The following is a 20,533-nucleotide window of genomic DNA, read 5'->3' on the forward strand; positions in this document are numbered from 1 at the left end:
AGACGACGTGAAAAAGGCCAGCAGCAATTCCCATACATCGCAGAATGCCGCATCTCCTGCCGTTTTTTTCGAGGAACGGCAGTCTGGCAACGGACGCATCGGCATCGCCGTCCTCAATGCACCACGCACGCTCAACGGCCTGACGCTGGATATGGTCGATCTGCTGTATCCACGCCTGTTGCAATGGGAACGAGATACGGACATCGTCGCCATCGTGCTGGCCGGCGCAGGGGATAGGGCATTCTGTGCGGGTGGCGACCTGCATGGGCTGTATCGCAGCATGCTGGAGGGCACCGGCACCGAACCACAGAGGCTGACCTATGCGCGTACATTTTTCGAGCGCGAATACCGGCTGGATCACGCCATTCATCATCTGCGTACGCCGGTGCTGGTCTGGGGGCAGGGGTTCGTCATGGGTGGCGGCATCGGGCTGATGGCCGGAGCCAGCCACCGAGTCGTACTGCCTGACTCCCGACTGGCCATGCCGGAAATCAGCATCGGGCTGTTTCCTGATGTGGGCGGAACCTGGTTGCTGGAGCGCGTGCCACTGCGCGGCGGTCGTTTTCTGGCGCTGACAGGTGCTCAGTTGCAGGCCGAGGATGCCATTTTCGCCGGGCTGGCCGATTATCTGTTGCCCGAGGATGGCTGGACTGCCTTGATGAGCGCCCTGGAAACGACGGACTGGCCACAGGACGCAGTTGCCCGGCATGAATGCCTGCATATCTTGCTGGCAGGGCTGCAGCAACCGGCACATGGGCATATGGGGCCCTTCCAGACGCATATCAGACTGATCCATGCATGTTGTGCCCATACCGATCTTGAAGCTGCATGGGCAGCCATTGCAGGGCTTGCAGAACATCCGGATGCATGGCTGGCACGCGCTGCGCAGACCATGCTGGCTGGCGCACCTGGCTCGGCTCGGCTGGCCTGGACGCTGATGCAGCATGGCTACGGGCGCTCGCTGGGCGAGATATTGCGCATGGAACTGGATGCGGCGCTGCACTGTTGCGCAGAGGGTGACCTGCAGGAAGGCATTCGCGCCCTGTTGATCGATAAGGATCGTATGCCACGCTGGTCGCCGGCCACGCTGGCTGATGCCGATATGGCCTGGGGCGAGGCGCGTATTCGATTGGACTGGCCGGATGGTCATCCATTGGCAGATCTTGCCTGATTGAGCCTCAGAAAGCGGAAGCGCATCTGGATCGCCATGGCGCATATGCATTTTGAGGACGGCCTGGAGGATTGAGCCTGCTAGGCCATGTCGCTGCATGGTGCGATGGCGGCAGTATTCAGTCCGCCGTACCTTCCAGCGAGTAGGGCAACGCAACAGGCGTAATCAGGCCGGCAGCGCTTTCACTGCCGAGTGCGTCGGGTTGAAGATAAAGCGGTCCGTCCATCAGCGCCAGCGGAGCCTCGAACAGCAGATGCAGTACATCGCCCTGTCGGGCCGCATTGATAACGCGGCCTTCCGGGACAAAGGCTCCAGCATCGTCCTGGCGGCAGATATCCAGTCCGGGCAGGGCGTCTGTATTGGTTTTCAGTCCTGCCGGCACCGCGACACTGCCTCCCGTCATGCGGCGTTTGACCGTGGTGCGGTAATGACTGCGCGCCACCACTTCCTGACCGGGATAGCAGCCCTTGCGGAAATTGACACCGCCGATCAGTTCAAAATCCAGGCTTTGTGGAATAAACATATCCTGCGTAGCAGCCACGATCCAGGGCAGGCCAGCGCGGATATCCTCGGCCAGCCAATCCTGTCTTGCTGCCAACGCCGGCCCTTCGGCTTGCGCCGACAGCGCGGATTGAAGCGTTGCGGGCAAGGTCTCTGCATCCTGTGCTGCTGCGCCAATCACCAGCCAGCGGCCTACGCCGGCGCTGCCTGCCGGCATGCCGATCAGCGTCAGGCCATCGACTTGCTGCAGTGCCCAGGCATGGTCGGGCAGGGCGGTGGAGGTATTCGGCAGACCTTCTGGCCATGCGACAGAATCGCCAGCCGCAAGGCTGCAGCCCAGCACCGGGGCATGGTCCTCGATCAGCAGGCGAACCTTGGCGCGCAGCACGAACATGGACAGGCGCTTGTGGATGGCGGCAGCGATGCTGCGCGACAGCAGCATGACGACTTCCGGGCCGTTGGCCCCCTCATGGTGCCAGACCAGCATGCTGGCGAGCATACGCCCTTTGGGCGAACAGTAGCCGGCGAGACGGGCCTGGCCAGCAGTCAGCCCGCTGATATCCTGGGTCATCTGGCCGTGCAGGAAGGAAAAGGCATCTTCACCCTGTGCGCGAATGACGCAGAAGTCAGTCAGACGCGCAATGCGTGCATGGGTGGCGAGAGAGGTGAGCAGGGAAGCAGTCATGGCAGCAAATGGATTTCAATGTATAGCAAACCAAAATATCATAGTCCCTGGAACACATCCGGTACACTTCGGGTCACATGAAACGCATCATCCTCATTTTCCTGCTCGGGCTTCTGTCTCTGGTCCTGCTGCTGGCCGCTGCGGCGGGCGGTGCCTGGCACTGGGCCAACAAGCCGCTGTCCGTCGAACCGAACAAGGTCGAGATCGTCATTGCAAGCGGTGGCACGCCGCGCAGCGTCGTGCGCCAGCTTAACGAAGCTGGTGTCAGCCTGAACGAAGATGCCTTCGTCTGGCTGGCCCGTCTGAGTGGTCTGGACAAACGCTTCAAGGCTGGTGCCTACGAGGTTTCGCCTTCGGATACCCCGCTGAGGCTGGCCCAGCGCATCGCCGATGGCGATGTCACGCTGCGGCGCCTCACCCTGGTCGAGGGCTGGAGCTATCGCCAGATCAGGGCAGCGCTGGCGGCCCAGTCCGACATCAGGCAGACGCTGGAAGGGGTAGACGATGCCCAGTTGATGGAGCGCCTGGGCAGCGAGTTTTCGCATCCAGAAGGCCTGTTCTTTCCGGATACCTACACGTTCGCACCTGGCACGACCGATTTCGAGATTCTCAAGCAGGCTTACCAGGCCCAGTTGCGCAGGCTGGATGAGGCCTGGCAGGCACGGGACAAGGAACTGCCCGTCAAAACCCCCTACGAACTGCTTGTTCTGGCCTCTATCGTTGAAAAGGAAACGGGTCATCACGAAGATCGGGCAGCGGTCAGCGGCGTCTTTGCCAACCGTCTGCGTATCGGCATGCCACTGCAGACTGATCCGACCGTGATCTACGGCATGGGTGAGCGCTACCAGGGGCGTATTCGCAAGCGCGACCTGCAGACCGACACGCCCTGGAATACCTATACCCGCAATGGCTTGCCGCCCACGCCGATTGCCAGCCCGGGGCGGGCGGCACTGATGGCAGCAGCGCAACCCGGCACACACAAATACCTGTATTTCGTATCGCGCGGCGATGGCACGAGCGAGTTCGCCCAGAACCTGCAGCAGCACAATCGCAATGTTTCGCGCTTCATTCTCGGAAGAAATCCATGAGCGGTACAGTCACCGGCCCGCAGCATGCGCTGCGTGGACGTTTCATCACACTGGAAGGCGTCGATGGTGCCGGCAAGAGCACGCATGTCGACTGGATCGTCGCGCAGTTGCGCGATGCCGGGCTCGATGTAATCTCGACTCGCGAACCGGGCGGTACGCCACTGGGTGAAAAGTTGCGCGAACTGCTGCTGGGTGAGGAAATGACGCTGGCCACCGAGGCGCTGCTGATGTTCGCAGCCCGCAATGAACACCTTGAACAGGTCATCCGGCCCGCACTGGCCGCTGGCCACTGGGTGGTCTGTGACCGGTTCACGGATGCCACTTTTGCCTATCAGGGCGGTGGACGTAGCCTGGGCACACAACGTGTGGCAGCGCTTGAAGCTTGGGTACACCCCGATCTGCAACCCGACCTGACACTGCTTTTCGATGTGCCGCTCGAAGTGGCCCGTCAGCGTGCCGGCCAGGCGCGAGTGGCTGACCGTTTCGAACGCGAGGGCGCTGCCTTTTTCGAACGGACACGTGCTGCTTACCATGAGCGTGCCGCCGCCGCACCAGCACGCATCTGCCTGATCGACGGTACGCCGGATATCGATTCGGTGCGTGCCCAGTTGAGACCCGCACTGCTGGCGCAAGTCACAGGGAACCGGACGGCATGAGCATTCCCGTTTTCCTGCCCTGGCATCAGGAGGCCTTGTCCGACTGGCAACGTCAGAAATCGCGTTTTGCCCATGCCTGGTTGATTCATGGCGTAGCAGGGACCGGCAAGCTGGAGTTTGCCCGTGCTGCGGCCGCCAGCCTGCTGTGCGAAAGTCCGCAGGCAGGTCAGGCCTGTGGGCACTGCCAGGCCTGTCAATGGGTGGCCGGAGGGAATCATCCGGATCTCAAGCGGATACGTCCCGACAGCGTGGCCCAGATCGAGGGGCAGACTGACGAAGGGGAAGAGGGCGATGTGGCCGGTGAAGGCGAAGCCGAAGGCAGCTCGGCCAGCCGCAAGAAAAATCCCTCCAAGGAAATCCGGCTTGAACAGATCCGTGCGCTGGAGTCCTGGTTTCACCTGGCCACGCATCGCGGGGGCTGGCGCGTAGTGTTGCTGTATCCGGCTGATGCGCTCAATATGATTGCAGCCAATGCGCTGCTCAAGATCCTGGAAGAACCGCCGGAACATACCGTGTTCCTGCTGGTGGTCGATGCCCCGGACCGGCTGCTGCCGACCCTGGTGTCGCGCTGTCGCAAATTGCCATTGCCCGCACCCGGCTGGGATGCGGCACTGGGCTGGCTGCAGCAACAGGAGCTGGCCGATGCACCAGCCTGGCTGGCGGCTGCCGGAGGCGCCCCGCTGCAGGCGCTGCGTTTGTCGCGCCAACAGCCACAACCCGTACCCGCATGGCTGGAGCAGGCCATCCAGACGCTGGCCCGCAACCAGCAACCCGATATCGGCCAACTGGCCGAAGACCTGGACAAACAACCTCCGGCACTCTGGCTGGATACGTTGCAACGGTTTTACATTGATCTGATGCTGGCGGCACACGGTCAATCCGCGCGCTATTACCCGTCACACCAAGCCGCGCTGGAGGGTATTGCAGGCCGGATGCCTGCCGCACGTCTGTCTGCAGCGCTGCAGTGGCTCAGCCAGCAGCGCCGGGTAGCAGGCCATCCCCTCAATGCCCGGCTCTGGTTGCATACCGTTTTGCAGAACACCCTGCTTTTCTCCGCTTGAAATATGTATATCGATTCACACTGCCACCTCAATTTCCCGGAGCTGCGTGCGCAGTTGCCGGAAATTCTGGCAAATATGGCCCGCAACCAGGTCACGCATGCGCTGTGCGTGAGCGTCAACCTGCCGGATTGGCCGGCCATGATGGAGACCATCGCGCCGCATGACAACCTGTGGGCATCAGCCGGCGTGCACCCGGCCTACGACGATACGCCGGAGGCCTCAATGGCGCAGTTGCTGGACATGGCGGCCCATCCACGCGTCATCGCGATCGGTGAGACCGGCCTGGACTATTACCACCAGGAAGCGGCACCGGAGTGGCAACTGAACCGCTTCAGACAACATATCCGTGCGGCCCGGCAGGCGGGTCTACCCCTGATCATCCATACTCGGGCGGCGGCCGAGGACACGTTGCGGCTGTTGCGCGAAGAACATGCCGAGGAGGTCGGTGGTGTCATGCACTGCTTCAGCGAATCATGGGAAGTGGCCGAGGCGGCGATGGAACTGGGATTCATGATCTCCTTTTCCGGCATCGTGACATTCAAGAATGCTCACGTGCTGCACGACGTGGCTCGTCGTGTGCCGCTGGAGCGTATCCTGATCGAGACCGATGCGCCGTACCTGGCACCCGTACCGTATCGAGGCAAGCTCAACGACCCCTCCAAGGTCATCCATGTGGCCGAGAAACTGTCTGAACTCAAGCAGGTGCCGCTCGCTACAATAGCGGAGCACAGCACCCGCAATTTCTTTTCCCTGTTCAACAAGGCGGCTGCATCCGCCTGATCCACGACGGAGCCGCTATGCTGCCCGAATCCTTTTCTCTCGCCCAGAAACCCGTTCGTCACCTGGCGCTGCGGCGCATGCTGGCGGTCTTGCTGACGGCAGCAGCGCTGCCTGCCATGGCAGCCGATGTCGGCAACTGGTGGTTTTATGTCACCAATGACCGGGTCGCCGATATTCAGGAATTGCTGAATGAAGGTGCCGATCCCAACCTGCGCACGGCCGATGGGCAACTGTCGGCCATCCAGGCGGTGCGCGAAGGGTCATGGGGCGTTTTCGATGCACTGACCGGGGATGCCCGCATCGACCTCAATGCCGAGAACAGCCTAGGGGAAACTGCACTGATGTATGCCGCCCTGGAAGGGCAGGAACAGCGTGTCAATCGCCTGATCGAGCGGGGTGCCAAGGTCGTCAAGCTGGGCTGGACGCCGTTGCACTATGCGGCAGCGGGCGGGCATACCCGCATTGCAGCACTGCTGCTGGATCAGGGGGCCTTGCCCAATGCGCCTGCGTATGATGGCGTCACGCCGCTCATGATGGCCATGCGTGCCAACAGCCATGATACGGTGCAACTGCTGCTGGATCGCGGTGCCGATCCTGAAGCACAGACATCAGCAGGAAAAAGCGTTGTGGATTTTGCCGCAGAGCGGGGCCATCGACGGCTGGCCCGCGCGCTCAGCGACCTGATCGCCGAGCGTCGTGCCGCGCGCCCGACTGGGCAGTGATCGCTTGCCGTCGTGATCCGGTGACAATTAAATTTCAGGTTTAATAATAGGGGACGCAACAGGGTTAGTCTCAGCTTGATTCGGTCTGATGGCAGGGTTATAACTGCCCGAGAGTCGGTTCACCTGGAGACAATCCGATGTCATCGCACGTCACGCACGCATTACCATCTTATCTGGACAAGAATCATCTTGGCCCCTGGGGCATCTACCTGGAACAGGTCGATCGTGTCACGCCTTACCTTGGTTCATTGGCCCGCTGGGTCGAAACCCTCAAGCGTCCCAAGCGCACGCTGATCGTCGATGTGCCCATCGAGCTGGATGACGGTACGATCGCCCACTACGAAGGCTACCGTGTGCAGCACAACCTGTCGCGCGGCCCAGGCAAGGGCGGTGTGCGCTTCCACCAGGATGTCACGCTTTCCGAAGTCATGGCCCTGTCGGCCTGGATGTCTGTCAAGACGGCAGCAGCCAACGTGCCCTACGGCGGTGCCAAGGGTGGCATCCGGGTCGATCCGCGCAATCTGTCGCGTGCCGAGCTCGAACGCCTGACGCGTCGCTATACCAGCGAAATCAACCTGATCATCGGCCCCAACCAGGATATTCCTGCGCCTGACGTCAACACCAACGCGCAGATCATGGCCTGGATGATGGACACCTACTCCATGAACAAGGGTGTCACGGCCACCGGCGTGGTCACCGGCAAGCCCATCTCGCTGGGCGGCAGCCTGGGGCGGACCGAGGCGACCGGCCGCGGTGTCTATGTCACCGCCTGCGAGGCCGCGCGCGATATCGGCCTGAACGTGGCAGAATCCAAGGTCAGCGTGCAGGGCTTCGGCAACGTCGGTGGTACGGCTGCGCGCCTGTTCCACGATGTCGGTGCCAAGGTCGTGGCCGTCCAGGATCATACCGGCACCATCGTCAACGAATTCGGTCTCGATGTACCGGCACTGCTGGCCCATGTGGCAGAGCAGGGCGGTGTGGCAGGCTTTGCCAATGCCCAGTCCATCGACAATGATGCATTCTGGAGCCTGGAGACCGATATCCTGATCCCGGCCGCGCTGGAAGGCCAGATCACCGAACGCAACGCCGGCCAGATCACGGCACGCATCGTCGTGGAGGGGGCCAATGGGCCGACGACGCCGGAAGCCGATGACATCCTGACCGACAAGGGTGTCGTGATCGTGCCCGACGTGATTGCCAATGCCGGTGGCGTGACGGTCAGCTATTTCGAGTGGGTGCAGGACTTCTCGAGCTTCTTCTGGTCGGAAGATGAAATCAATCATCGCCTTGAGCGCATCATGCGTGATGCCTACAGTGCTGTGTCGCAGGTGGCGCGCGATCACAAGGTGACGCTGCGTACGGCTGCCTTTATCGTTGCCTGCACGCGCATTCTGCAGGCGCGCGAGGTGCGTGGTCTCTATCCCTGATCGATGGACAGGCCTGCGGCATGAGGTCTCATGCTGCAGGTCACAAACAGCACGATGAAAGATTTTCTGGATAGTCTCCTGACGGACGTGCAGGCTGCTATCGAGCTTCACCAAAAGGGGCTGCCAGCCCCTTTTTCAATCCGTTTTCTGGGCAACGTGAAGGCCGAGCTGGAAAAGATGGTGACAATCATGGATCCGCGAATCTATCGGCCCTCGTATCCCCGCTTCGTCCTTGACTGGCCGGAAGATTCGGCCCTGGGAGACAGGTTGCTTTCTGCGAGTGATCTCTACGGCAGGATCAGGCCGAAAAAGAAACCGGAAGAAGCCAGATAAAAGGCTGAAAGCGCTCCATTTGCATGGCAGCGCTTTCTCCACACCAGATCAGCGCGGCAGGTATTCCGGTCGGAATATGCCCTGGAGTTGCGCATATGGAATGGTCAGCTCAGGCTGACCCATCGAGTAGGGCGCGATATCGTAGGTGTCGTACTTGATGATGGCATGGTCCTCGGCCAGCGCGACATTGTCACTGGGCTGGAAAGGCCAGAGCCGGTTGTACTGCTCGGGCTGCTCTTGCGCATCGTCATTGTCCGCCAGCCAGCGGGCATGGGCTGCTCGCAAGGCCTGCTCGAAGGCCGGGCGCTGGCCGGGCAGCAGAATGTCGTCGAGCGACAGTACCTTGCCGAGGTGGCGATCCCAGTTGAGATATTGCGTGGCGTGCATGCCATGCGCCGCACCGGTCAGATAGTGTCCGCTTTTAAGCTCGGCCACGATCAGCACCGGATTGTGGCGCAACAGGCGGGCGTGGAATTCGGACTGATCCATCGGCTGGGCATGCTGCCAGAAATAGTCGCGGTAGGCTTGCAGCGTATCGAAAGTCTGGCGAGCATCGCCTTCATTTGCCGTCATGTAGGCCAGGGCGTGGTCGATGATGGCATTGAACCTGGGCTCGCCACCGATCTCGAACGACTCCACAGTAATAGACGGACAACTGCCGCTGCATCCTGGCTTGTCCTGCTTCCAGTTAATGGCCCGCACCTGATCATTGACCAGGGCGGGGCGTGCTTCCGGTGTCACTGCTGTCGGTGACTGTACTACTTGATCAACGGCAGGTGCCGTCTCAGTCGGCGTTTCGCTGGTACGCACAAGGTCTCGCGGGGCACCACTGGCGCAGGCCCCCAACAGCATGATGGTCGCGCATACGCTTGCGCACAGGCCCGCACTGCGCAGCGTGACTTGATGGGTATTCATGGCAGGTTCCTCCTGGTTTCGACTCAGGCCACCCGGGCCACCGCGGCCTCGCCCTTGTCATAGGCCCGGCGCGTTGCATCACGCTGTGCAATGCTATCGAACCAGCGCTTGAGGTTGGGAAAGTCATTCAAGTCCTGACGCTGGGTTCGTGCGGCACGATCCATGGGTAGCAGGCCATGTCGGCGATCGAATAGGCATTGCCGGTAATGAAATCGCGGTTTTCCAGACGGCGGTCGAGCACGCCATAGAGGCGGGCGGTTTCCTTGACGTAGCGATCGATGGCGTATTCGATCTTGACGGGGGCAAAAGTCCCGAAATGGTGATTCTGGCCTGCCATCGGCCCGAGACCGCCCATCTGCCAGAACAGCCATTGCAGCGTTTCCGTCCGCACGCGGATGTCTGTGGACAGGAAACTGCCGGTTTTCTCAGCAAGGTAGAGCAGGATGGCTCCGGACTCGAAGAGGCTGATGGGGGCACCACCGTCAGTGGGATCGTGGTCCACGATGGCCGGAATGCGGTTGTTGGGCGCGATCCTGAGAAAATCGGGCCGGAACTGTTCGCCTGTGCCGATGTTGATGGGGTGGATGGCATAGGGCAGGCCGGCCTCTTCGAGGAAGAGCGTGATCTTGTGGCCGTTGGGGGTGCTCCAGTAATACAGGTCTATCATGCTAAATCCTTATCGGTCAGGCGAAATTTGCCCAGCTGTTGCAGCCGATACTATACCGTCTCGGCCAGCAGGCGCTCTATCTCCGCCTCCAGGGCCGCCGGGCGCGTCGCAGGAGCATGCCGGGAGACAGGCTGGCCGTGCCGGTTCACGAGAAATTTGGTGAAATTCCACTTGATCGCCTGCGTGCCCAGCAGGCCCGGGCAGGACTGCCTGAGCCAGGCAAAGAGCGGATCGGCAGCGGCTCCGTTGACCTCGACCTTGGCGCACATCTGGAATGACACCCCGTAGTCGAGGCTGCAGAACGAGGCGATCTCGTCGGCGCTGCCAGGCTCCTGGCCGCCAAACTGATTGCAGGGAAATCCCAGTATGGTCAGCCCCTGGGCGTGCCAGCGTTCATGCAGTGCCTGCAGTTCCCGGTACTGGGGTGTGAAGCCGCATTTCGAGGCAACATTGACGATCAGGACGACACGGCCGCGATAGGTAGACAATGGGCAGGGCTGCCCTTGCAGGGTCTGGACTTCGAAGTCATAGAGGGTATGTGTCATGAAGCGAAAACTCCGTGCTGATGACGCCCGGCGATGCGGCGGGGAAGGGGTATGATACGTCGAAACAGCAAGTACCACCGGAGCATCCGACATGAGCGATATCATCGAACGCCTGCAATCCACGCTGGCCAGCGGCAAGGACGGCCTGCTGGTTCGTTTCGGGCTGGGCCAGGCCCTGGTCGAGCACGAGCGCTTCGAAGAGGCCGCCGAACACCTGCAGGCGGCCCTGGCATTCGATGAAAAGCATTCCGCTTCCTGGCTGTGGCTGGGCAAGGCACTGGAAGGTCAGGGCAAGCTGGCCCAGGCCGTGCGGGCCTGGGAGTCGGGCCTGAGCGTGGCGCAGGCGCAGGGCGATCAGCAGATCGTGCGCATGCTGGAGGTGTTCCTCAAACGCCACCAGGGCAAGATCCCGCGCCCGACGATCTATCACAATCCGGTCTGCGGCACGTCGCGCAAGGTACTGCAGATCCTGCGCGATTACGGTACCGATCCCATCGTGGTGGAATACCTGCGTGACACGCCTTCGCGCCATACCCTGGCCGGCCTGCTGGCACAGGCGGGGCTGACGCCTCGCGAAGCCATCCGCAGCAAGGAAGAACTGTATAAAGTGCTGGGACTGGATGCGCCCGAGATCACGGACGAACAGCTGCTGGATGCCATGGCCGAAAATGCCATCCTGATCAATCGCCCGTTTGTCTCGACCCAGGCCGGCACGAGGCTGTGCCGGCCTGCCGAAGTGGTGTTCGAAATTCTCTGATCGTCAGACAGCAGAGGCACTGGGTGGCATGGCCTCGCGTGCGGCCAGGAATTCACTCCAGGTTTCCTTGAGCAGCCAGGCCAGCATTTTCCGGCGCAAGACCAGCCACCTTTTCATGCAGGCACCCGCATCCTCAGCCTGCATGATTTTTGCCTGTGCCTCTTGCCATAACCAGTCCGGATCATAGCCTGCCCACTCAGGCGCTGTGGCGAAGTAGGCGCTCCACAACACGGGAGCCACCCACTCGAGCAGAGCTGTTTCGAGATAGGGCAAATCGACATCGCGAGTCGCCCGTACCAAATAGGCGTAATCCGTTTCGGTATCGAGAAAAATTTCCGACAGGATGATGACCAGTTCCCTGTCGGTGGGTCTGCCTGTCATCGTCGGGTCAGTCGTAGCGGCTGTTGCCCATGCTGTAGCGCCCGGCCCCCAGCAGGAAGATGGACAGGGCACCGAACAGGAACATGCCCTGCAGCTCCAGGGCCCAGCCTCCTGAGCGGTCAATAGACAGCAACTGACCCGTATGCGCCAGATAGAATGCCATCAGCATGTGCACGACCACGATCAGTGCCGCCGGGCGCGTGAACAGGCCGATGATCAGGAGCAGGGGGGCCACGACCTCGCCCACATAGGCACCATAGGCGAAAAATTCGGGCCAGCCGCGCGCGGCCAACATCCCCATGATGCCCTGCACGCCGTGCGTGAGCTTGTGCAGTCCGTGCAATAGCAACAGGCCGCCTACCGAGAGGCGCAGCACAAGTTTTCCGGCGTGATCGTACGACATAACGGGTTCCGTCCTTGTTTCATGAAGTGGCAGAATCTGGCGGCATTCCTGCGTCGGCAGGTACTGGCACCCGTATAGTAATACGATCAGGGCTGGATTGTCGGCAGGGTATCCGGGTAGTTTCGTGGGGTGTGCTGCGCCGGGCGGCTGCGGCCCTTAAGCAGGATGTTCCAGTAATAGAAGGGAAAATAGAATTTCTTGAGCCAGCCATAGCGGCGCCGTGGCACGCGAGGATCAAGCGACAGGGTAGGGGTGATCACGCCGCCGTAGGTGAACTCCGCCAGCAGCACGCGCTCGGCCGAGGTGGTCACCGGGCATCCCGCGTAGCCATCATAGGCCGCCGTCAAGGGCTTGCCATCGAGCCTGGCGAGAAGATTGGCTGCCACGACCGGGGCTTGCTCCTTGATGGCGGCTGCAGTCTTGCTGTTGGGTGTCGAAGTGGCATCGCCCAGGCCAAAGATGTCGGCATAGCGGGCATGTTGCAGGGTGTGCTTGTCGATATCGAGCCAGCCACCGCCATCGCCAAGGCCGCTTTCACGGATGAAAGCCGGCGCGCTCTGTGGTGGCACGACATGGAGCAGATCGAAATGGACGTCTTCCCGCTGGGTCTGGCCATCGACTGTGGTTTCGAAGGTGGCAATGCGCGCCGGGCCATCGACCGCCACCAGGTGACGGCCAAAATGCGGCTGCGCCTTGTAGTGGGCAATCACCTGTTCCAGCGCCCTGGCGTAGAAAGGTACGCCGAACAGGGCTCCTGTGCCGGTATAGAAATGCAGTTCGGCGGTTTGCTGCCTGCGACGCAGATGATCTGCTGCAAGATAGAGCGCCTTCTGTGGGGCTCCCGGGCATTTCACGGCAGTGGCAGGCTGGGTAAACAGGGCCGTGCCACCCTTGAAATTGCGCAGCAGTTCCCAGGTGTACGGAGCAAGATCATAGCGATAGTTGCTGGTCACGCCATTCTGTCCCAGCGTTTCGGACAAGCCTGCAATTTTGTCCCAATCCAGATGGATGCCGGCCGCAATGACCAGTGCCTGGTATCCGATCCGCCGGCCATCAGCCAGTATGGCCAGTTTGTTGTCGGCATCGATATGGGTGATGGCCTGAGCAACGTGCTCAATGCCGGATGGCAGCAGGGTACGCGTTGCGCGGCGAGTCTGCTCGGGCTTGAACAATCCGGCACCGACCAGCGTCCAGGCCGGTTGATAGTAATGCTGCTCGGCCGGATCGATGATGGCGACACCCAGATCGGGACGGGCGCGTTTCAGTTGTGCAGCTACGGCGATGCCGGCGGAGCCGGCACCGACGATGACAACGGCATGGCGGCTATCTGGGGTGGTGGAAAGCGAATGCTGCTCGGTTGTTTGGCTCATGATATTTTTTGACTATTGCAATGATTGTCAATTCTAATCCTGATGTTTTATAACCAAACAATCCAAAAATAATACGCTTATGCGAAATTATTTATATAAAACTGGATCGCTACAATGCTCATAAGCATGCATAAAACGCATGACGTGTAGTGCCAGCAGACGATATGCATTGACCGTAGCCGCTGCTGTGAAAAAGATAGATCCAATGAAAAATGACCCAGAACAGCCTGATACTTGAGGCGCCATATGGACAGATCACGCTTGTTGATGACCCATCGCACGTGTTTGGATCTGTCGATAACCTGCAGCACTACGACCAGGCTTTCTGGCTGGGTAGCGGAGAAATGTCCAGACGTCCATCCTTGATCCACGGCCTGTATTTCGACGATGGCCGATCCATTGTGCTGGTAGCGGATGGGGGTTGCAGCACAGTCCATCGTCATTCGGCCGTTGTCGTAAAAGACGTCGTGTATCTGTGCGTGGGCAATCGAGTGGCGGCCCTGGGCCTGAGACATGCCGATCTGTGTTGGGTGCGTGAGGTCGATACTGCAACGTGCTTTGGCGTGCATTGGGTTGCCGCACGACAGGCATTGATCACGCATGGCGAACTGACGATTGGCTGCCTGTCGCTGGCAGGCGATATCCGCTGGTACACGGGAGGCCGCGATATCTTTATGGGAGAAGTCCGATGCATGCCTGAGCATATCGAGGCAGTAGACTTCAACCAGGAGGTCTATCGGTTCGACTATCTCACCGGTCAAATATTCGCATAATGTATATTATGTCAAATTAATGACGAAACAAAACACGGAGGTGTACAAGCCGCCGCCTACATGCTTGAATAAGGTTCCCCTCCACAACCAAGGATGGATGTACCATGAGCCAATACCGCATTGCCGTCATCGTCGGCAGCCTGCGCAAGGACTCCTTCAACAAGAAGCTCGCCCATGCCGTGGCAAAGCTGGCACCGCCCGAGTTCACTTTCGAACAGGTCGAGATCGGCAACCTACCGCTCTACAACCAGGATGACGATGCCCAGACCTCTGATGTCGTGCTGCGCTTCAAGGAGAAGATCCAGGCTGCAGACGGTTTGCTGTTCGTCACGCCCGAGTACAACCGTTCGATTCCCGGCGTGCTGAAAAATGCGCTCGACCAGGGATCTCGTCCGTATGGCAAGAATGTCTGGGCCGGCAAGCCGGGCGGCGTGATCGGGATTTCCATTGGTGCCATTGGTACGGCGCTGGCGCAGCAGCACCTGCGCAACGTACTGGTGTTCCTGGATGTGCCCACGCTGGCACAGCCTGAAATCTTCCTGCAAGCCAAGGAAGGCTTCTTCGAAGCCGATGGCAGCATCGGTGCCGGCAGCAAGGATTTCGTACAGAACTGGGTCAATCGCTACGCCGACTGGGTGCGCAAGCACAAGGCCTGATCCACCAGCCATCATTTGAATGAAAAAAGCCGCCGGATTTTGGTTCCGGCGGCTTTTTTGTCGCCGGGCCGCCCCAAGACAAAAAGCGGCCCCTTGGGGGGCAGCGCCGGAGCGCAGCGACAAGCGTGGGGGTATTTTTTGATGGTTACTCTGCCCAAATGATGCGATCACGACGAGCCAGCAGCAGAAAGCAGGGCAGCGTGTGCTGCCCCACCCTCTTCTTCAGATGCCTCAGGCTTTCACTTCACCCTGTTCCAGCAGCGCATCGACCACGGACAGCGCCGTCATGTTGACGATGCGACGCACGGTGGCGCTGGTGGTCAGGATGTGCACCGGGCGTGCAGCGCCCAGCAGGATCGGTCCCATGGCCACGCCGTTGCTGCCGGTCATCTTGAGCAGGTTGTAGGCGATATTGCCCGCATCCAGATTCGGCATGATCAGCAGATTGGCACGGCCCTTGAGCGTACTGTCGGGATAGGCACGGTTACGAATCGTGTTCGACAATGCGGCATCGGCATGCATTTCGCCGTCAATTTCCAGCTCGGGCGCACGCTCCATCACCAGGCGGCGTGCCTCGGCCATTTTGAGCGACGACTCGGACTCCTGGCTGCCGAAGTTGGAGTGCGACAGCAGCGCGATCTTGGGCACCACACCAAAGCGGATCATTTCCTTGGCGGCCAGCACGGTCAGCTCGGCCAGTTGCTCGGCCGTCGGATTCTGGTTGACATGCGTGTCGCAGATGAACAAAGTCTGGTCGGGCAACATCAGCACGTTCATGGCACCGTAGGCTTCGATGCCTTCCTGGCGGCCGATCACGTCGTCGACATGGCGCAACTGGCGATCATACGAGCTGGTGGCACCGCACAGCATGGCATCGGCTTCGCCCTGGCGCAGCAGCATCGCACCGATCAGCGTATTGTTCTTGCGGATAATCGACTTGGCCAGATCGGGCGTGACCCCTTCCCTGCCCTTGATCTGATAGTAGCCGTTCCAGGTTTCGTAGAAGCGGCTGTCGCCTTCGGGGTCGACGATTTCGATGTTCTCGCCATGCTTGAGGCGCAGGCCGAACTTCTCGATGCGCATGTTGATCACCGAGGGGCGACCGATCAGAATCGGGAAGGCGATCTTTTCGTCGACCACGGTCTGCACGGCGCGCAGGATGCGCTCGTCTTCACCGTCGGCATAGACCACGCGCTTGCCGGAGTCACGGGCCTGGGCAAACAGCGGACGCATCAGCTGGCCGGAATGATAGACAAAGGACTGCAGCTTCTGGCGGTAGGCTTCCATGTCCTGGATCGGACGGGCCGCCACGCCGGACTCCTCGGCAGCCTTGGCGATGGCCGGCGCGATCTTGAAAATCAGGCGGGGATCGAAAGGCTTGGGAATGATGTATTCGGGGCCGAAGCTGAGGTCTTCGTCGGCGTAGGCCTGGGCGACCTGGTCGTTCTGTTCGGCCTGAGCCAGATCGGCGATGGCACGCACGCAGGCCATCTTCATTTCTTCAGTGATGCGAGTGGCACCGCAATCCAGTGCACCGCGGAAGATGAAGGGGAAGCACAGGACGTTGTTGACCTGGTTCGGGTAATCCGAACGGCCGGTGGCGATGATGCAGTCCGGACGCGCCGCCTTGGCGATTTCGGGACGAATCTCGGGTTCGGGGTTGGCCAGCGCCAGAATCAGCGGACGATCGGCCATGCTCTTGACCATGTCGGCGTTGAGCACGCCGGGGGCCGAGCAACCCAGGAACACATCTGCACCGACCATGACGTCGGCCAGCGTACGGGCTTCGGTCTGTTGTGCATAGCGACGCTTGTTGGCTTCCATGTTTTCGTCGCGACCTTCCCAGATCACGCCGCGCGAGTCGACCACGTAGACGTTTTCGCGCTTGATGCCGAGGTTGACCAGCAGGTCCAGGCAGGCGATGGCGGCTGCGCCGGCACCCGAGCAGACCAGTTTGACCTGATCCATGGCCTTGCCCACGACCTTGAGACCATTGAGGATGGCAGCCGACGAAATAATGGCGGTACCATGCTGGTCATCGTGGAAGACGGGAATCTTCATGCGCTCGCGCAGCTTCTTTTCGATGTAGAAGCACTCGGGTGCCTTGATATCCTCGAGATTGACGCCGCCCAGGGTGGGCTCCAGCGCCGCGATGATGTCGACCAGCTTGTCGGGATCGTTTTCTGCCAGTTCGATGTCGAACACATCGATGCCGGCGAATTTCTTGAACAGGCAGCCCTTGCCTTCCATCACAGGCTTGGAAGCCAGTGGGCCGATATTGCCCAGACCCAGCACGGCCGTACCGTTGGAGATGACGCCGACCAGATTGCCGCGCGACGTAAAGCGGGCAGCAGCTTCGTTGCCGTCCTTGAAGATGGCCATGCAGGCCTCGGCCACGCCCGGCGAATAGGCCAGCGACAGGTCATCCTGGTTGGCCAGCGGCTTGGTGGGGGTGACGGAAATCTTGCCCGGACGGGGAAACTCGTGGTAGTCGAGAGCCAGCTTTGTCAAAGTATCGTCTGTCGGCATTATGGTCTTGAATCTGAGAAATAAAAAAAATGCCTGTCGTGCCCGACAGGCATCCTCGCGGTCATTTCAGCACCGCACACCGTATTTCACCAGAAAATCAGGGGATTTGGTTGTGCAGTGCGCAAAGGTCAGGAATCTATCTCGGCATTAAGCGTGGAAAACTGTCGCGGACTGCTCTGCAATTGGTAAAGAGACTCCGCCGAAACCGGCTTGGACGGTGCCAGCGTGAGACTCAGCGTGTCACTGCGCCCGGAGGCAAACCGGACCAGGGCACGGCAGGCCTGTTTGGGATCGTCCAATTGACTGATATAGCGATCCTGCAGGCACTGCGCTTCCCAGGCTTCGGCTTGTGTCTTGAAGATATCGTCACGCTGCGAGGCCGGCTTACCGTTGCCGGGTTCGACTGGAATCTGATAGCGCTTGTAGAGGGCAATCGCCCGCTCGACCATGCCGCGATCCCGGATCTTGACTTCCAGGTGCTCCAGGCTGATGCGCGAAAGCGCCGCCAGTGCACCGAAGATGCCCAGCCCCCCCATTGCATTGCTGCCGGAAAGCTGGGACTCCAGGTCGCGCAGGATGCCGATCCGGCCGATCCGCATCGCGTAGTCGCCAGACAGTGCCTTGTCCTGCATGAATGACAGCGCCACATCGGCGCGGTCATCATCGTAGTCCGCGTCCACCTTGATACTGAAATCCAGCGGAGGCAACTCGGGTTCACCCGTCGCCTGGCCGATACTGTTGCCGAACAGGATCGCCGGACTGTGACCGGACGGATCGCTCAGCCCGGTCACTTCGATCCGGGCACGCTGGCGATCACGCTCGTCGATCACGTCACTGACCACGATACGTTGGGCCTGCAATTGATTGCGCCCAATATCGGCCGACACATCCTTGAGAGTAACGGTACCGAAAGGCGTCGCCGCCAGACTGCCCCAGTGGACCTGGTCCTGCAGGTCATATTCGACCAGTATCTGGCGCAGTTTTTTTTCAGCCTGGGAACCGGCGTAGGCCGACAGGCCGAACCAGAGCGCGGCACCGGCCAGTACGACACCGCCAGGGATCATCCATTTGAGAGCGTTTTTTTCCATGATTCCTGTCACCAGAGACTTTTCGGCGCGTTTTCGACCAGTTGGCGGGCGGCCTCAGGCGTCCAGTCCGGTTGTCCGAACTGAATGCGGGCAATGGCAAGTGGATTGACCAGATCGGCGCAACCCGCTTCCTTGCATGGCATGGCCAGGCCTTCCGCGACAGTGACAATCGTCATGGGCAGGCCATCATCATCACGGCGTGCCGTATCCAGGCGCTGCGTGCCACTGACCCAATACCAGCCCTCCTCCAGCGCCTCGAGACCACTCAGGCGCATCGGGTACGGCCAGTCGACGACGGCATCCTTGCCATCGCTGTCATCAACCCGCACGATGCGCACCAGCGGCTGCTCACCGCCCTGCAAGAGCCTGCTGTAGGAGCCGGCAGCATCGGGGCGGTAGGAAATGTCGCGTTCAACGTGTTTGCGCAAGGCGGCCGGTCCTTCACTGGACAGAGATTCGAGTGCATCATACTGGGCCAGCCGTTCGCGTTCGAGGCTGGCCTGCCGATACTGCTCGACACGCAGCTCCTGTGCCCGCTGCTGCTCTTCGCGACGTTGCTCTTCGGCCTGGCGGGCTTCGCGCCGAAACAACAGGTTGTTGGCCTGGCGCAGGTCATATTGCCAGGCTCCCTGCCCCTGTCCTGTGCGCCAATTGTGGCGACGCGAGGCACTGAGCTGGTAGAGCTGGTGTTCCTGGGCTCCGTAGTCCGAACCGACGAACAGGCCTGACTCGGGTTGGTCCGTGAACATGACGCTAGCCTGGTAGGCATCGGGCATGGCCTGTGCCTGCAACATGCCGAGCGCCTTGTCCATGGCCAGACGAATTTGATCGGCCTGGCGAAATACCGCCGTATTGCCGGTCAGGACATCGATCCGGGGATCAACCTGCCAGATACCGATCTGACGTTCGTAGCCCAATTGCGTACGCAGGAAATAATGGCTATCTGTAGCCCGATCACTGCCCAGGCCAAACCACAGACGCTGTTTCTCAGCATCCACGGCCGCGATGTCGGCGACAGACAGGCGTTCAACCGAACGGCTGAAAGGGATGCCGTGAGAGAACCAGATATCACCTGTGCGGGCGATCAGGGCACCATCGGTACGCTCAATGCGCAGACGGCCCTTGCCTTGCGCAAAGCCATCTGCGCCGCAGGTCAGTCCTTCCGACTGCAATGTCATGTAGGCCGCCTGGTCGCCCAGGTTGAAGCGCGAGACGATCTTGCAACCGTTCTGGTCCTGCATGGTATCCAGGGTGGCATGCAAGGCCTGTTGCTGCGCGCCGGTAGGAGGCTGCCAGCCGCCGACGGCAAACGCGGCCAGGCCTGAGGGCTGGGATGATGAGGTGCTGGCGACCACTTCCGCAGGCGGTGTTTCTGTTACGGGTGGTTCGACAGCGACCTCGGTGACCGGTTGGGCTGCAACTGGAGCGGGTTCGGGCGTAGTGGCGGGCGCAGGCGATGCATCAGCGGCTGGTGCTGCAGTAATGGATTCGGCTGCAGTAACGGGCGCTTGATCCTGGACGGTTCCAGTGGTCGACACGGCATCACTCGAGCCCGCTTCGCTGCCGGATTCAGATGTTGTGACGGCAACTGATCCATCGGATTGAGTGTTTGCCGGTTCTGAGGATGCTACCGCCTGTTGCTGAGGTGCAGGTGCTGCTGCGACCAGTTGCCAGCCACTGCTGGCCAGACTGTGGCCGTTGGCGATCAGCTTGCCGGCAGGATCGAGACTGCGCCAGTCGGCGCGTTGCGCCTGGGGACATTGCTGGGCCAGCAGGGCCCCCAGTTTGGGCATCAGGCGTGCCAGATTTTCCTGCCCTGAATGTGCACCATGCATGGCACGCAATTTGAGCTGGGGCATGCACCAGGTATCCTGCCCTGCCCCCTCGACGAACAGTTCGATATCTTCAGCCTTGGAATAGGCCAGTCGGTAGTCCTGCTGCTGTTGAGCGTGCGCGAGTGCCGGCAGCAGCAGGCCGAGACCGGCCGCCAGTGCACCGACATATGACTTGATATGTGCGGACATG

The 20,533-nt window shown here is 60.7% G+C and carries 20 protein-coding genes and 1 pseudogene; 11 read left to right on the plus strand and 10 right to left on the minus strand.

Features of this window, described 5'->3' with window-relative positions; genetic code table 11:
* Positions 1-7 precede the first annotated feature (7 nt).
* The gene (locus DD235_RS04180; protein ID WP_239990020.1) at positions 8-1,171 is read left to right on the plus strand and encodes an enoyl-CoA hydratase/isomerase family protein; all 1,164 of its coding nucleotides are present in this window, start codon (positions 8-10) and stop codon (positions 1,169-1,171) included.
* Between the two features lie 118 nt (positions 1,172-1,289).
* On the opposite strand, the gene ygfZ is transcribed toward DD235_RS04180, so the two are convergent.
* On the minus strand, positions 1,290-2,357 hold the full coding sequence (gene ygfZ, locus DD235_RS04185; protein WP_109060750.1) for a CAF17-like 4Fe-4S cluster assembly/insertion protein YgfZ: 1,068 nt from the start codon (positions 2,355-2,357) through the stop codon (positions 1,290-1,292).
* Between the two features lie 77 nt (positions 2,358-2,434).
* On the opposite strand from ygfZ, the gene mltG reads away from it, so the two are divergent.
* The 7 genes from mltG (at position 2,435) to DD235_RS04220 (ending at position 8,424) form a co-directional block, all read left to right on the plus strand.
* Complete coding sequence (gene mltG, locus DD235_RS04190; protein WP_109060751.1) at positions 2,435-3,445, plus strand: endolytic transglycosylase MltG; 1,011 nt, start codon at positions 2,435-2,437, stop codon at positions 3,443-3,445.
* The gene (gene tmk, locus DD235_RS04195) at positions 3,442-4,101 is read left to right on the plus strand and encodes a dTMP kinase (RefSeq protein ID WP_109060752.1); all 660 of its coding nucleotides are present in this window, start codon (positions 3,442-3,444) and stop codon (positions 4,099-4,101) included. The genes mltG and tmk overlap by 4 nt, the downstream gene beginning before the upstream one ends.
* On the plus strand, positions 4,098-5,162 hold the full coding sequence (gene holB, locus DD235_RS04200) for a DNA polymerase III subunit delta' (protein WP_109060753.1): 1,065 nt from the start codon (positions 4,098-4,100) through the stop codon (positions 5,160-5,162). The genes tmk and holB overlap by 4 nt, the downstream gene beginning before the upstream one ends.
* 3 nt (positions 5,163-5,165) lie before the next feature.
* Positions 5,166-5,942, plus strand: coding sequence for a TatD family hydrolase (locus DD235_RS04205; RefSeq protein ID WP_109060754.1), 777 nt, complete (start codon positions 5,166-5,168; stop codon positions 5,940-5,942).
* Between the two features lie 17 nt (positions 5,943-5,959).
* Positions 5,960-6,664: an ankyrin repeat domain-containing protein gene (locus tag DD235_RS04210; RefSeq protein ID WP_109060755.1), complete on the plus strand. Its 705-nt coding sequence runs from the start codon at positions 5,960-5,962 to the stop codon at positions 6,662-6,664.
* A gap of 137 nt (positions 6,665-6,801) precedes the next feature.
* On the plus strand, positions 6,802-8,091 hold the full coding sequence (locus tag DD235_RS04215) for a Glu/Leu/Phe/Val family dehydrogenase (protein ID WP_109060756.1): 1,290 nt from the start codon (positions 6,802-6,804) through the stop codon (positions 8,089-8,091).
* Between the two features lie 30 nt (positions 8,092-8,121).
* Positions 8,122-8,424 (plus strand): hypothetical protein, encoded by a 303-nt coding sequence (locus tag DD235_RS04220; protein WP_109060757.1) that lies wholly within the window; start codon positions 8,122-8,124, stop codon positions 8,422-8,424.
* A gap of 48 nt (positions 8,425-8,472) precedes the next feature.
* Here the strand turns inward: DD235_RS04220 and DD235_RS04225 are convergent, their stop codons facing one another.
* The 3 genes and pseudogenes from DD235_RS04225 to DD235_RS04235 form a co-directional block, all read right to left on the minus strand.
* A complete protein-coding gene (locus DD235_RS04225) occupies positions 8,473-9,339 on the minus strand; it encodes an RsiV family protein (protein WP_239990021.1) in 867 nt (288 codons plus the stop codon).
* Positions 9,340-9,362: 23 nt separating this feature from the next.
* A pseudogene (locus DD235_RS04230) lies at positions 9,363-10,006 on the minus strand (glutathione binding-like protein).
* Between the two features lie 50 nt (positions 10,007-10,056).
* Entirely contained in the window at positions 10,057-10,551 is a 495-nt protein-coding gene (locus DD235_RS04235; RefSeq protein WP_109060758.1) for a glutathione peroxidase, read from the minus strand.
* Positions 10,552-10,642: 91 nt separating this feature from the next.
* Here DD235_RS04235 and arsC point away from each other — a divergent pair, with 91 nt between their 5' ends.
* Complete coding sequence (arsC, locus tag DD235_RS16960; protein ID WP_239990022.1) at positions 10,643-11,308, plus strand: arsenate reductase (glutaredoxin); 666 nt, start codon at positions 10,643-10,645, stop codon at positions 11,306-11,308.
* A 3-nt stretch (positions 11,309-11,311) separates the two neighbouring features.
* Here arsC and DD235_RS04245 read toward each other — a convergent pair whose 3' ends face one another.
* The 3 genes from DD235_RS04245 to DD235_RS04255 form a co-directional block, all read right to left on the minus strand.
* Positions 11,312-11,689: a DUF7079 family protein gene (locus DD235_RS04245; RefSeq protein WP_109060759.1), complete on the minus strand. Its 378-nt coding sequence runs from the start codon at positions 11,687-11,689 to the stop codon at positions 11,312-11,314.
* 7 nt (positions 11,690-11,696) lie between these two features.
* The gene (locus DD235_RS04250; protein ID WP_109060760.1) at positions 11,697-12,092 is read right to left on the minus strand and encodes a DoxX family protein; all 396 of its coding nucleotides are present in this window, start codon (positions 12,090-12,092) and stop codon (positions 11,697-11,699) included.
* 86 nt (positions 12,093-12,178) lie between these two features.
* Positions 12,179-13,462, minus strand: coding sequence for an NAD(P)/FAD-dependent oxidoreductase (locus tag DD235_RS04255; RefSeq protein ID WP_109060761.1), 1,284 nt, complete (start codon positions 13,460-13,462; stop codon positions 12,179-12,181).
* Between the two features lie 212 nt (positions 13,463-13,674).
* Here DD235_RS04255 and DD235_RS04260 point away from each other — a divergent pair, with 212 nt between their 5' ends.
* Together DD235_RS04260 and DD235_RS04265 are read left to right on the plus strand one after the other, a co-directional pair.
* Positions 13,675-14,235: a hypothetical protein gene (locus DD235_RS04260; RefSeq protein WP_109060762.1), complete on the plus strand. Its 561-nt coding sequence runs from the start codon at positions 13,675-13,677 to the stop codon at positions 14,233-14,235.
* 104 nt (positions 14,236-14,339) lie between these two features.
* Positions 14,340-14,891, plus strand: coding sequence for an NADPH-dependent FMN reductase (locus DD235_RS04265; RefSeq protein ID WP_109060763.1), 552 nt, complete (start codon positions 14,340-14,342; stop codon positions 14,889-14,891).
* 231 nt (positions 14,892-15,122) lie between these two features.
* On the opposite strand, the gene DD235_RS04270 is transcribed toward DD235_RS04265, so the two are convergent.
* The 3 genes from DD235_RS04270 to DD235_RS04280 all read right to left on the minus strand — a co-directional run bounded on the left by DD235_RS04270 (position 15,123) and on the right by DD235_RS04280 (position 20,532).
* On the minus strand, positions 15,123-17,420 hold the full coding sequence (locus tag DD235_RS04270) for an NADP-dependent malic enzyme (RefSeq protein WP_109060764.1): 2,298 nt from the start codon (positions 17,418-17,420) through the stop codon (positions 15,123-15,125).
* 128 nt (positions 17,421-17,548) lie between these two features.
* A complete protein-coding gene (locus DD235_RS04275) occupies positions 17,549-18,508 on the minus strand; it encodes a DUF945 domain-containing protein (protein WP_146193422.1) in 960 nt (319 codons plus the stop codon).
* A gap of 8 nt (positions 18,509-18,516) precedes the next feature.
* Positions 18,517-20,532, minus strand: a complete 2,016-nt coding sequence (locus tag DD235_RS04280; RefSeq protein ID WP_109060766.1) for a hypothetical protein — start codon at positions 20,530-20,532, stop codon at positions 18,517-18,519.
* Position 20,533: the final 1 nt, after the last annotated feature.

Origin of the sequence: Corticimicrobacter populi, assembly GCF_003123725.1 — a bacterium.
In the GTDB taxonomy this organism is placed as follows: Bacteria; Pseudomonadota; Gammaproteobacteria; order Burkholderiales; family Burkholderiaceae_B; genus Corticimicrobacter; species Corticimicrobacter populi.